An 11,804-nucleotide genomic window follows, 5' to 3' on the forward strand; every position below is an offset into this window, starting at 1 on the left:
CGCCGGGCGGGGTTCGGACGGGCCGCTCCCCCCCTCCCGCAACCGATGGTTGCGCGAAGAGGCGTGGCGCGTTACAGTGAAGTGCAACCAAACGTTGCGCGTGGAGAGGTGAAGATCATGGAGTACGGCAGCATCGAACGCGAGATCCACGTCGACGCCTCGCCCGAGGTGGTCTTCGAGGTCGTCAGCCGTCCCGAGCACATCTCGCAGTGGTGGACCGACGACGCCCACTTCGAGACGAAGCCCGGAGCCGTCGGCGAGTTCGTCTGGGGCGACAGGGTCGACGTCGCCCCGATGACCGTGGTGGAGGCCGAACCGCCCCGGCTGTTCTCGTTCCGCTGGGGCTACCCCGGTGGCGAGGTCGACGACACCGCCCCTTCGCTGCTGGTCGTCTTCGAGCTCACCCCGTCGGGCACGGGCACCACGATCAAGCTCACCGAGACCGGGTTCCGGGAGATGGGCTGGGAGGCCGCCAAGCTGGAGGAGCAGTACGGCCAGCACGTCAACGGCTGGGACACCTTCGTCCCCCGGCTCGGAGAGTACGCCACGCGGCTGGCGTCGGCCTCGTGACCGCGGCCGTCGACGACGACCTGTGGTCCGCGGTCGGTGATCCGACCCGTCGGCGGATGCTCGACCTGCTCCTGGCGGACGGTGACGGCACCGCCACCAGCCTCAGCGAACGGCTGCCCGTGACACGGCAGGCCATCGCGAAACATCTCGGCGTCCTCGACCGCGTCGGCCTGGTTCACGCCACGTCCGCCGGCCGGGAGAGGAGATACCGGGTGGACGAGGCGCAACTCGCCCGCGCGGTCGCGCAGCTGTCGTCGGTGGGGGCGTCATGGGACGCCAGGCTCCGGCACATCAAGCGGATCGCCGAGGCCGTCCAGCGCGCGAAGGACCAGCGCGACGCGCAGCGGTGAGATCCATGAAGATCATCCAAGAATCAACACGGGGAAGAGGAACAACGATGGTGGACATCCTGCACAGGATCGCGATCAAGTCGTCTCCGGCCGAGGTCTACTCGGCCCTGACGACCACCGAAGGGCTCGCCGGCTGGTGGACGACCGACACCGAGGGGAAGGGGAACGACGTCGGCGGCGTGCTCCGCTTCCAGTTCCCGAACGGCGGGTTCGACATGAAGACCCTCGACCTCGACCCGGACAAGCACGTGCTCTGGGAAGTGGTCGAGGGACCCGCGGAGTGGATCGGCACGCACGTGGACTGGGACCTCTCCCAGGCCGACGACCACACCGTCATTCTCTTCAAGCACAAGGGCTGGGAGGAGCCGGTGGAGTTCATGCACCACTGCAGCACCAAGTGGGCGACCTTCCTGCTGAGCCTGAAGTCGCTGATCGAGAACGGTAAGGGCTCCCCGGCCCCCGACGACGTCAAGATCGACAACTGGAACTGACGTTCCGATCGGCCCGGAAGGAGATCCCGGGCCCGCCGCGGCGTCACGGGGGCCACGACGGCACCTCCACCGGTGGCATCGCCGCCGGTGGAGGTGCCGTCGTGCCGTGGCCCGCGACCACCGGCGCCGACGCGTGGCCCGCCGGCGCCGGGACGGCCGTCACGCCCCCCGCGCGACCTGTCAGCGACGGGTCATCTCCATGATCCAGTTGGTCACCCAGGTCACTCCCCCGTCCAGTGAGAACGCCTGCTCCCAGCGGGCGGACCGCTCGGTGATGTCCGACCAGACGAAGCGCGCCCGGACCTTTCGCCCGGCGTGGGTGTCGTCCCCGTGGAACTCGCCCCGGCCGCCGGTGAAGCGGCCGACGACCGGCGGGAACAGCGTGCCGGTGCGGCTGTTGGACCAGTACAGCGACCACTGCTCGCGCTCGACGTCGTACAGCCGCAGGGTGAGCCCGGTGAAGCCCATGGTCGGGAACGTGATCTCGTCGAAGTTCGCCCCGCCCGCGAAGTGCCGGGAGGCGCGGCTGACGGCGGGGAACTCCTCCCACTCGCTCGTCCCGTCGAGGAAGTCCGTACGCCGCCGGTTGGCGACGTCCCAGGTGCCGACGAGGAAGTCGAAGTCGTTCACGGGCGGTCCCCCGTGGTGCCCTCGGGGAGCGAGTCGCCGACGTAGGCGTCCAGGTCGGGGGAGGTGGGCGCGAGCACGTGCCGTACCCAGGCGTCGCGTTCGTGCAGGACGGGCGGCAGTTCCCAGACGCAGCCGATCAGCGGCCGCTCCAGCCGGACGAAGTTCGACGGGTCGGTGTCCGGGCAGCCCAGCACCGGCTGGCCCGCCACCGCCCCGCCGAAGTGCAGGGCGTTGTCCCACACCCAGCTGTACGCGTTGATGTACGCCCCGTTGTCCCCGCCCCGGTGGAGGACGACGAAGGTGGCCGGTGGCGTGCCGTCCGGTTCGGGAAGCAGCTCCGGGAGCATCGCGTACGCCGCCTTCTCGACCGCCGGATCGATGCCGGAGGGGTCGGCGGTGACGTGGTAGCGCTTGACGCGGCGGCCTGCCACCTCGATCGGGGGCGGCACCCGCAGCAGTTTCTCGGTGAAAGCCATGGCTGGACCGTAGGGCCGGTTCACTGACATCTTGTGTCAGTGAAGTCCAGCCGGCTCCTGTCGATCCTGCTGCTGCTCCAGACCAGGGGCCGGATGACCGCCGCCCAGCTCGCCGGGGAGCTGGAGGTGTCGATCCGGACGGTCTACCGCGACATCGAGTCGCTGCACGGCGCGGGCGTGCCCCTGTACGGGGACGCCGGCCACTCCGGCGGCTACCGGTTGCTGGCCGGCTACCGCACCCGCCTGACCGGGCTCAACACCGGCGAGGCCGAGGCGCTGTTCCTGTCCGGCATCCCGGGGCCCGCGGCCGACCTGGGGTTCGGCTCGGCGCTCGCGACCGCCCAGCTCAAGCTGCGCGCGGCGCTCCCGCCCGAGCTGCGCGCGCAGGCCGACCGGATGCGCTCCCGCTTCCACCTCGACGCGCCCGGCTGGTACGCCGGGGACGACGACGTGCCGTACCTGCCGCAGGTCGCCGACGCGGTGTGGCGCGGCCGTGTGCTCGACGTCCGCTACCGCCGCTGGAAGGAGCCGACCGACGTCGACCGGCGCCTGGAGCCGTACGGGCTGGTGCTCAAGGCCGGTCGCTGGTACGTCGTGGCCGGGCCGGGGCCGCGGACGTACCGGGTCGACCAGATCCTCGGCCTCACCGTGCGGGACGAGGAGTTCGAGGCTCCCGGGGACTTCGACCTGGCCCGCCACTGGGAGGGGTACCAGGCCGGCTTCCACGCCCGCCTGTACCGGGACGAGGCGGTCGTCCGCCTCTCGCCCCGCGCCGCGTCCCGCCTCACCGGCGCGGCCGCCCGGGCCCTGGACGGCACCGGGACCGCCGAGCCGGACGGCTGGATCCGCGCGCTGCTGCCCATCGAGTCGATCGACCACGCCCACGGGGTGTTCCTCGCGATGGGCGCGGACGTCGAGGTCCTGGGGCCACCGGAGCTGCGGGCACGCCTCGCCGAGACCTCCCGCGCCATGGCGGCCCGCTACTCCTCCGGCTGACCGCGCTCCTGCCGCGCGGAGGATTATCTCGGTGGATGACGCCCGCCGGGTGTGCGCAGAATGGGGCACGTGATCGACATCAACGCCGGCCTCGTAGGCACCCTGATCTCCGAGCAGTTCCCCCGGTGGGCCCACCTGCCGGTCGAGCCCGTGCCCCGCCAGGGCTGGGACAACCGCACCTTCAGGCTCGGCGACCGGCTGTCCGTGCGCCTGCCGAGCGACGAGGGGTACGTGGCGAGCGTCGAGAAGGAGGACCGCTGCCTGCCCGCGCTGGCCGGGCACCTGCCGTTGCCCGTACCGGCGCCGGTCGCGATCGGGCGCCCGGGGGCCGGCTATCCGTTCCCCTGGTCGGTACGGCACTGGATCCCCGGGGAGACCGTCGACGGAGCCGCGGACGTCGACCGGGCCGAGCTGGCGCGCGATCTCGGGGGCTTCCTGACCGCGCTCCGCCAGGCCCCCGCGGAGCGGGGACCGGCCGCGGGCCGTCACTCCTTCTTCCGGGGCTGCCATCCCAGCGCCTACGGAGACGAGGTCGAGGAGTCCCTCGCCAGGCTCGGGGACGGCGTCGACGCCGCGGCCTGCCGGGCCGTCTGGGCGAGCGCGCTGACCTCGGCCTGGCCGCTCCCGCCGGTGTGGTTCCACGGGGACGTCGCCGCGGGCAACCTGCTCGCCACCGGGGGGAGGCTCAGCGCGGTCATCGACTTCGGCACCTGCGGCGTCGGTGACCCCGCCTGCGACCTCGTCATGGCGTGGACCCACTTCGCCGGGGACGAGCGGAAGATCTTCCGGGAGGCCGCCGGTCTTCCCGGCGACGCCTGGCGGCGCGCACGCGGATGGGCACTGTGGAAGGCCCTCGTGACCATGGCCGGCCTGTCCGGCCCCGACGGCGACGGGGTCCAGGCGCGCACCCTCGTCCAGGTCCTGGAGGATCCGGTCGTGGACCGGCCCTGAGCCGTCGTACGACGGCCGGGCCGAGGCCGCTCGTGAGGGGCCGGACGGGGGCGGGACGGGGCGGGACGCGTTCGATCCCGTGCCGGTGCGGGAAGCGGGGGGAAGTCGCCAGGTCACCGCTATAGCAGTCTTGACTTATATAAGCTCAGGCTGGCATAGTCGGATCCGTGAACGCCTTCGACGTTCTCGGTGATCCGGTCCGGCGCCGGATCCTGGAGTTGCTCGTCGACGGTGAGCAGGCCTCCGGCCTGATCACCTCGACGATCCGCGAGGAGTTCGCGATCTCCCGATCGGCGGTGTCGCAGCATCTGCGCGTGCTGCGGGACAGCGGATTCGCGACGGTCCGGCCGGAGGGCAACCGACGCCTGTACGCCCTGGACCTCGCACCGTTACGGGAGATCGACATGTGGCTGGAACGCTTCCGCCGGTTCTGGGGCCGGCACCTCGACGCGCTGACCGCCGAGCTCTCCCGCGGCGGGCGCGAACGCCGCTCGCCCACGGCCCCGGACACGACGACCGGGGACCCGGACACCACGCCCGGCCCCCCTCATACCTAGGAGAAGGTCATGTTCGACATCATCGCCCAGATCAACGCCATCCACCGCGAGGTCGGCACCCGGCCCGGCGACGGTGGCGCCGGCGGCGAGGACGTTGCCGTCCTGCTGCGACGCGACTACGACGCCCCGGCCGAGGACGTCTGGGACGCCCTGACCGACCCCGACCGCATGAAGCGCTGGTTCCTGCCGATCAGCGGTGACCTGCGCGTCGGCGGCGACTTCCAGCTGGAGGGCAACGCGGGCGGGAGGATCCTGCGCTGCGAGCCGCCCCGTCTGCTCAGGGTGACCTTCGGGGGCGAGAGCAGCCTGGTCGAGGTGCGCCTGATCCCGGCCGGAGAGGGCACCACCCTCGAACTCGAGCACACCGTTCCCCTGGCGATGGTGGGCAGCGGTGCGGGCGCGCTCTACGTCGGGCCCGGATGGGACAGCGCCCTTCTGGCACTGGACCTCTTCGTCGGCGGCGAGAGCGGTCCCGATCCCCTCACGGTGGCGGACTTGCCTGAGGGCCGGGAGTTCTCCCTCCGGTCGGTGCGCGCGTGGACGGCCACGGTCGAGGCCTCGGGCACCGCGGGAGAGGCCGACACCGCCGCCGCGGTCGAGGCCGCGCTCGCGCAGTTCGCCCCGGAGGAGGGCTCCACGTCCTCCTGAACACGGACGTTCCACGAGCAGGGCCCGGATCGGGGGGTCGTCCCCGATCCGGGCCCCGGTCGTCTCCGGTCTCCGTCAGGCGTCCGGTCCCGGTGGACCCCGATGGGTTCGGGCGATCCGGGCGGGCCTCGTCATGTCGCCGGTGATCCTCCGCCCCCCGCTCGCGCGGGGAGCGGACGGGTCACGCACCGGCTGCCGGGCGGCCCGTTCCCGGGCCGCCTCGTACTCACTCCTGCGCGGCCTGCTCCTGGGCGGGCTGCTCCGGGGTGCTCTGTTCCTGGGTCGCCTGCTCCTGAGCGGGCTGGTCCTGGGTGGCCTGCTGGTCCTGGGTGGCCTGCTCCTGCGCCGCCTGCTCCTGCGCGGCCTGGCGGACCCGCTCGATCTGCGCCTTGGTGACGTTGAGGGTGCCGAACTCCTTGACCGCCTGGTAGTAGGTCCAGGCGAGACCGTCACAGGTGGTCTTGGAGACGCCGGAGTATCCCGCGCAGACCTGCTTCATGTCGAAGTAGAAGGCGTTGTCGATGCGCGCCTTGTTCGCCGGGAACCGGCTCACCGCCTTGTAGTTGCGGTAGCCGAAGTCGTGACGGCGGCACGGCATCCGGAAGTCGAAGCCGAGCGGCTGGTCGGGGCTGGTCGAGCACAGGTCGGTCGACCAGTCGAACCCGTAGCCCGCCCAGGCTCCCTGGTTCTGCCAGGCGGCACGCCAGCTCGACGCGCTGGCCGCCGTGGGCTGGGAGAAGTTGGAGAGCGCGGCGAGCTTCTGCTCCAGCGTCACGGCGTGAGCGGGGAGCGCCAGTCCGAGCGATGCAACGAGGAAGAGGGCGACGGTTGCCAGGGCGCGTTTGACCATGGTCTCTGCCTTTGTCCGGGGGGTGTGCCTCGTGGGCGGCAGAAATCTGCCACGGCCAACAATGCGGCGAAACGGCCGTGAACACCGAAGCAGATCTTCGTCAAGATCAACACCGGTGTTCGTTAACGCTCGCTCTTTACAGTGATGACAGCCTGTTGTAAGAGCGCATCCCGGAAGAACGGGCGGCTCGGCCGAGCCTCGGCGCGCGGTCGCCCATCGCGGAGCCACCTTCCCGGAAAGTCCCCTTTCTCACCCGCGGTGACCTGCTTTCCCGGAGCATCCGCTCACCCATGGGGACCTGCTTCCCGGACCGTCCGCTCACTCGCGGGGGCCAGCTTTCCCGGACCATCCGCTCACTCGCGGGACCTGCTTCCCGGGCCGTTCGCTCACTCGCGCGAGCGTGCGGCGGGGACCCGGCCGTCCTTCTCCCGCCGGGAGGCGCGGGCCCGCCAGAGCGGGTAGAGGAGCGCGATGAGAACGCAGAACAGCGGCGTCGGATTGCCGACCACGAACGTGGCGAGGACGTAGTCGAGAACGGGTGCCAGGAGCACGAAGCCGGACACCCAGGCCGGCGGCGCGGGAGGTTTCACGGGCCTCGTCCCCCAGGGGGTCCGTTTCCACGGCTTGGCCACCGACACCCACGCCTGGAAGGCGATGGCCGAGACCATGAGCAGTGTCGCCCCGAGAAGGACGGGGTCGGCGTCGCGCGTACCGTGCGCGAGCGCCGTGAGCCTGGGGCTGAGCAGGAAGATGCCCGCGTAGAGCTGGGAGAGCGTGATGGCGAACTTGACCAGCACCCACCAGTACTGGAAGTAGCCCCACCGGGTCATGGCGGACAACATCAGCCCGGTGAAGGCGGAGGCGTTGGCGAAGTGCAGCAGCACCTGGGTGTCGAGCAGCTCCGCCATCGCGTAACCGCTGTCGTCACCGGAGGACATGGCGTATCCGCTCAGCGCGAACAGGGCGAGGGCCTGGCTCATCCAGGCCACCGAGGTCACGACGTGCGACCACACGAGCAGATGGCGGGCGGTGGGGGTCACCGTCAGCACTCCTTCCATAGGCAGACGAACTACATGTAGCCAATCTACCTATGGTCGGTACGGGAGGGACGCCGGGACGCCGGGTGACCGCCTATCCGGCCGCGCCTCCGCGCCGGGACGCCAGGAACGCGACCAGGCCGACACCCAGGAGAAGGGCGGGCAGGAGCAGCAGGGAACCCACGACCCACAGGCCGCTGTCGTCCGACAGGGCGGCGTCGACCGACCATGCCAGCCACGTCACGACGGCGACGGCGGCGGTGCCGAGCACGGGGTGACCGCGCCGGCCGGCGACGACGGCGAGAATCCCCAGGACGATCACCAGGCCCGCCACCTGCCAGGCCTGGTACGGGCCGCTGACGCTGCCGTCCGGCGCGACGTCCCGTTGCCGGTCCCATCCCAGCCAGGCCAGGTAGTTCACCGCGGACGCCACGGCCAGGATCACACCGGTCCGGACGCCCGTCGCACCGCGCCGGGTACGGGGGGCTTCGCCTTTTGTCACGATCTTCACGCTTCCTTCGGCGACGGTCGCCTCCGACGACGATGTGCACCGCCGGATCGCGACCACGGGGATTCGAGAGCGGCGGTATCGTACGCCGGAAACGGCCGGAGATGGGTGATCATCATCAGACGGTGAGTGGCGAGCGGGCCGACTGCGGCTCCCGGCTCCCGCCCGCGGCCCGACCGGAGACCCGGGCCGACCGGAGACCCGGGCCGGACGGAGACCCGGGCCGGACGGAGACCCGAACCGGACGGGAACCCGGACCGGACGGGAACCGCCTCCGGGTCCGCGTACCGTGGACCTCGTCGACGGAGCGGAGGACGAGGGCGAGATGCGACACCGTGAACGCGCCGGGTGGCCCGGAGCGGCCCGAGCCGGCGGCCACGACGAGACGCGCGAGCGCACCGCACCCCGCGGAGTCCCCGCGTGACCCGGTCCGGCCGGGTCCTCTACGTCATCGTGTGCGCCGCGGGTGCCGCCGGTGGCGTCGGCCGTCTCGTCACGCTCGCCCAGGACGACGGGTGGATCGTCCAGGTCGTCGCCACCCCGTCCGCCCTGGGCTTCGTCGACGTCCCCGTCCTGGAGACGCAGACCGGCCGTCCCGTGCGCAGCCGGTACCGCACGCCGGACGAACCCAAGCCGCCGCGGGCCGATGCGATCATCGTCGCGCCCGCGACCTACAACACCGTCAACAAGTTCGCCCAGGGCATCGCCGACACCTACGCCCTGGGCCTGCTGGCCGAGGCCCCGGGCCTGGGGATCCCGGTGGTCGTCCTGCCGTTCGTCAGCGCGGCCCTCGCCTCCCGTACGCCGTTCCGGCACAGCGTCGAGCGGCTCCGCGCCGAGGGCGTGCGCGTCCTGTTCGGCCCCGGGGAGTTCGAGCCCGGCGACGGCTCCGATGCGGATGTCGTCGGCGACCATCCGTGGCACCTCGCCGTGAGTTCCATGCGCGAGCTGACGTCGCGACCACAGGACGGGGCTGCGTGAACGCCCCGGCATGAGCCGTCGTGGCATGAACGGTCCCGGCGTGAGCGGTCCTGGTGTGAACGGGCCGATCTCGCCCTGAGCGCTTCCCGGCCTGATCCCGTCGTGGTGTGAGCGCTTCCCGGCCTGAGCGCGTTCCCGGCGCGAGCGGAACGCTCCCGGCGGGAGAGAGTCCGGCCCCCCGTCGTAGAACCGGGCGGTCAGTCGCCGGCGTCGTCGTCCAGGACGTAGCGCAGGTAGAAGTCCGGCTTGGCGAGGAAGCGCCGCCAGTGGTCGACGATCTGGAGGCTCTCCCACTCCCTCGCCTGGATGCCGTCCTCGCCGAGTTCCAGGATGCGCGCGCCGGGGAGGCTGGTCAGGACCGGTGAGTGGGTGGCACAGATGATCTGCCCGCCCTCGCGCGTGGCCCGGTCCATCAGGCCGACCAGCCGCAGGCAGGACTGGAACGACAGGGCGGCCTCGGGCTCGTCCAGCAGGTAGATGCCCGGCCCCTTCACCATGTGCTCCAGCACGGTGAGGAACCCCTCCCCGTGGGACTGCTCGTCGGGGTGCTCCTTCCAGTACCCGGGCAGGCCCGACACCCCGCGTCCCAGGTTGATCAGGGTCTCGGCGCGGAGGAAGAACACCCGCCGCTTGAGCCGGGGCCCCCGGGTGAGGCGCAGGCCGGTGACGGTGAAGTCGGCGTCGAGGACCCCGCCCAGCTCGGTGAACGGGCCCGTGCTGGCGTAGCGGGTGCCGGCCTTGCCGCCTTCGGAGTTGACGCCGCACACGTCGGCGATCGCCTCGACGATCGTGGACTTCCCGGAACCGTTCTCCCCCACCAGGAAGGTGACCGGGACGGTGAGGTCCAGACCGTGTTCGGCGAGATGCCGCACGGCGGGCAGGGCCCCGGGCCAGCCGGACGGGGGACGGGAGACGCTCAGGCCGGTGAGGAACACGGATCCTCCCGGTCACGGCCGGGCACGGGCCGCGCCCGGTCTCCTTCCGGCCGGTACGGGTGGCGTGCCACGTCCGGCTCGTACGGGCGGGGGGTGCCTCTCATGCGAAGAAACCGGCCAGCGCGGGGGCCAGCACCTTCTCGGGCACGCCGTGCCACTCGCCCGGAAGGGTCAGGTGGCGTCCCCGGGGAAGGGCCGCCGCCACGTCCGCGGCCCAGCCGCGCAGACGTTCGTCGCTGGACGAGCTGTTGATCACCAGGGTCGGCACCGTGACGGACCGGAGGGTGGCGGCGGAGACGGCCGACGTCATCCGGCTGTCGTAGGCGAGCGTGTGCGCGATGCCCTCCAGCGCCGGGAAGAAGGGGGCCTGCCGCAGCCCCGCGACGATCTCGTCGGGGACGCCGATGCTCCTGTGGAAGTGCTCGACCGCGTCGGCCCGGCGACCGGAGGCGACGAGCTCGTCGATCTCGGCCGCGAGGTCCCCCTCCCTTTGCGCCCCGTCCTCCCGCGACGGCCGGTCGAGGGTGATCGGCGGTTCGAGAAGTGAGAGCATCGCGATCGGCAGCCCGGCCGCCGCGCCGAGCAGGCCCAGGGCCGCACCGGAGGAGAACCCGTGCACGAACGCCGGCTCCCCGGCCGCCTCGATCACGGCCGCGAGGTCCTCCACCTCCCGCTCCACCGCGTACGGCGGGGTGTCGCCGCTCTCGCCGCGCCCGCGCCTGTCGTAGGTCACGACCGTGAACCTGTCGGCGAGGCGTTCGGCGAGCGGGCCCATGGGACCGAACCCGCGGAACCCGCCCGCCGCGTCGACCAGCACGAGCGCCGGCCCCGCCCCCGCCCGCTCGAACCCGATGCGCGTGCCGTCGCGGGACGTCGCCGTCGCCATGGTGCCCCCTTCGTCCGATGGCCCCCGACGGTACCGAGCGCCACCGACAGAACCGAGGCGCGGGCACGTGCGACGGACCGACGCCGCGGGCCCTGGCGGGGAAGGTCACAACCCGGCGCCGCCGGTCGCGTCGATCACCCTGCCGGTCACCCACCGGGCGTCGTCGGAGGCGAGGAACGCCACGATGTCGGCGATGTCCTCGGGCTGCCCGACCCGGCCCAGCGCGGCCAGCGACGCGGCGTGGGCCTCGGCCTGCGCGTTGCCCCGCAGCCATCCCGCGTTGACGTCGGTGTCGACGATGCCGGGGGCCACCGAGTTCGCGGTGATCCCCCGCGGGCCCAGCTGCTTGGCGAGGTTGAGGGTGAAGGTGTCCAGGGCGCCCTTGGTGGAGCCGTAGGCGATGATCTCCGGCATGGCGAGGCGGGCCACGCCACTGGAGATGTTGACGATCCGCCCGCCGTCCCGCAGCCGCCCCAGTCCTTCCTTCACGATGAAGAACGGCGCCCGGACGTTCACGGCGAAGACCTCGTCGAACTCCTCCTCGGTGAGCGAGACCAGGTCCGCGCTGCGGCCGATACCGGCGTTGTTCACGATGATGTCGACGCCTCCGCCGGGCGCGTGCTCCGTGATCCCGGCGTCGAAGGCGGCCCAGAGCGTCGCGGCGCACCCGCGCGCGCCCAGGTCCGCCTGGATCGCGAAGGCCCGGCCGCCGTCCTTGCGGATGCGCTCGACGACCTCGTCCGCCGCGGCCTCGTCGCGGGCGAAGGCGACGGCCACCACGGCGCCGTCCCGGGCGAGCCGTTCGGCGATGGCCCGTCCGATCCCCCGGCTGCCGCCGGTGACCAGCGCGACCTTGTCCTCCAGTGCGTACATGACGATCGCCCTTCTTTGTTGAGTGACCTACCAACAAATACGGTAACACCATTTCTTGGTGGGTC

At 71.9% G+C, this 11,804-nt stretch carries 16 protein-coding genes; 8 read left to right on the forward strand and 8 right to left on the reverse strand.

The features are described 5' to 3' along the window. Window positions 1-117: 117 nt before the first annotated feature. Genes ABD832_RS07885 through ABD832_RS07895 form a run of 3 tightly spaced genes read left to right on the forward strand, consistent with a single transcriptional unit; the run spans window position 118 to window position 1,411 of the window. On the forward strand, window positions 118-570 hold the full coding sequence (locus ABD832_RS07885; protein ID WP_344890514.1) for an SRPBCC family protein: 453 nt from the start codon (window positions 118-120) through the stop codon (window positions 568-570). Beyond that, window positions 567-920: an ArsR/SmtB family transcription factor gene (locus ABD832_RS07890; RefSeq protein WP_344890517.1), complete on the forward strand. Its 354-nt coding sequence runs from the start codon at window positions 567-569 to the stop codon at window positions 918-920. The genes ABD832_RS07885 and ABD832_RS07890 overlap by 4 nt, the downstream gene beginning before the upstream one ends. Before the next feature lie 47 nt (window positions 921-967). Continuing rightward, the gene (locus tag ABD832_RS07895; protein ID WP_344890520.1) at window positions 968-1,411 is read left to right on the forward strand and encodes an SRPBCC family protein; all 444 of its coding nucleotides are present in this window, start codon (window positions 968-970) and stop codon (window positions 1,409-1,411) included. Between the two features lie 180 nt (window positions 1,412-1,591). Here the strand turns inward: ABD832_RS07895 and ABD832_RS07900 are convergent, their stop codons facing one another. Both ABD832_RS07900 and ABD832_RS07905 read right to left on the reverse strand, forming a co-directional pair. Next, on the reverse strand, window positions 1,592-2,041 hold the full coding sequence (locus ABD832_RS07900; RefSeq protein WP_344890523.1) for a hypothetical protein: 450 nt from the start codon (window positions 2,039-2,041) through the stop codon (window positions 1,592-1,594). Next, window positions 2,038-2,517: a hypothetical protein gene (locus ABD832_RS07905; protein ID WP_344890526.1), complete on the reverse strand. Its 480-nt coding sequence runs from the start codon at window positions 2,515-2,517 to the stop codon at window positions 2,038-2,040. Before ABD832_RS07905 ends, ABD832_RS07900 begins: the two co-directional genes overlap by 4 nt. 39 nt (window positions 2,518-2,556) lie before the next feature. Between ABD832_RS07905 and ABD832_RS07910 the strand changes: the two genes are divergently transcribed. The 4 genes from ABD832_RS07910 to ABD832_RS07925 all read left to right on the forward strand — a co-directional run bounded on the left by ABD832_RS07910 (window position 2,557) and on the right by ABD832_RS07925 (window position 5,669). Further along, entirely contained in the window at window positions 2,557-3,513 is a 957-nt protein-coding gene (locus tag ABD832_RS07910) for a helix-turn-helix transcriptional regulator (RefSeq protein ID WP_344890529.1), read from the forward strand. A 69-nt stretch (window positions 3,514-3,582) separates the two neighbouring features. Next, window positions 3,583-4,464, forward strand: a complete 882-nt coding sequence (locus ABD832_RS07915) for an aminoglycoside phosphotransferase family protein (protein ID WP_344890532.1) — start codon at window positions 3,583-3,585, stop codon at window positions 4,462-4,464. A gap of 167 nt (window positions 4,465-4,631) precedes the next feature. Beyond that, a complete protein-coding gene (locus ABD832_RS07920) occupies window positions 4,632-5,021 on the forward strand; it encodes an ArsR/SmtB family transcription factor (RefSeq protein ID WP_344890535.1) in 390 nt (129 codons plus the stop codon). 9 nt (window positions 5,022-5,030) lie between these two features. After that, the gene (locus tag ABD832_RS07925; RefSeq protein ID WP_344890537.1) at window positions 5,031-5,669 is read left to right on the forward strand and encodes an SRPBCC family protein; all 639 of its coding nucleotides are present in this window, start codon (window positions 5,031-5,033) and stop codon (window positions 5,667-5,669) included. 226 nt (window positions 5,670-5,895) lie between these two features. Here ABD832_RS07925 and ABD832_RS07930 read toward each other — a convergent pair whose 3' ends face one another. The 3 genes from ABD832_RS07930 to ABD832_RS07940 form a co-directional block, all read right to left on the reverse strand. Next, on the reverse strand, window positions 5,896-6,519 hold the full coding sequence (locus ABD832_RS07930) for a phospholipase (RefSeq protein ID WP_344890539.1): 624 nt from the start codon (window positions 6,517-6,519) through the stop codon (window positions 5,896-5,898). Between the two features lie 386 nt (window positions 6,520-6,905). After that, window positions 6,906-7,559, reverse strand: a complete 654-nt coding sequence (locus ABD832_RS07935; protein ID WP_344890542.1) for a hypothetical protein — start codon at window positions 7,557-7,559, stop codon at window positions 6,906-6,908. A gap of 91 nt (window positions 7,560-7,650) precedes the next feature. Beyond that, a complete protein-coding gene (locus ABD832_RS07940; RefSeq protein WP_344890545.1) occupies window positions 7,651-8,058 on the reverse strand; it encodes a hypothetical protein in 408 nt (135 codons plus the stop codon). A gap of 426 nt (window positions 8,059-8,484) precedes the next feature. On the opposite strand from ABD832_RS07940, the gene ABD832_RS07945 reads away from it, so the two are divergent. After that, window positions 8,485-9,045 (forward strand): flavoprotein, encoded by a 561-nt coding sequence (locus ABD832_RS07945; RefSeq protein WP_344890547.1) that lies wholly within the window; start codon window positions 8,485-8,487, stop codon window positions 9,043-9,045. A 197-nt stretch (window positions 9,046-9,242) separates the two neighbouring features. Here the strand turns inward: ABD832_RS07945 and ABD832_RS07950 are convergent, their stop codons facing one another. The 3 genes from ABD832_RS07950 to ABD832_RS07960 form a co-directional block, all read right to left on the reverse strand. Further along, window positions 9,243-9,980 (reverse strand): AAA family ATPase, encoded by a 738-nt coding sequence (locus tag ABD832_RS07950; RefSeq protein WP_344890549.1) that lies wholly within the window; start codon window positions 9,978-9,980, stop codon window positions 9,243-9,245. Between the two features lie 100 nt (window positions 9,981-10,080). After that, window positions 10,081-10,866: an alpha/beta fold hydrolase gene (locus ABD832_RS07955; protein WP_344890552.1), complete on the reverse strand. Its 786-nt coding sequence runs from the start codon at window positions 10,864-10,866 to the stop codon at window positions 10,081-10,083. A gap of 105 nt (window positions 10,867-10,971) precedes the next feature. Then, window positions 10,972-11,739, reverse strand: a complete 768-nt coding sequence (locus ABD832_RS07960; RefSeq protein ID WP_344890555.1) for an SDR family oxidoreductase — start codon at window positions 11,737-11,739, stop codon at window positions 10,972-10,974. Between the last annotated feature and the right edge of the window lie 65 nt (window positions 11,740-11,804).

The organism is Streptosporangium longisporum (assembly GCF_039534895.1).
Taxonomy (GTDB): domain Bacteria; phylum Actinomycetota; class Actinomycetes; order Streptosporangiales; family Streptosporangiaceae; genus Streptosporangium; species Streptosporangium longisporum.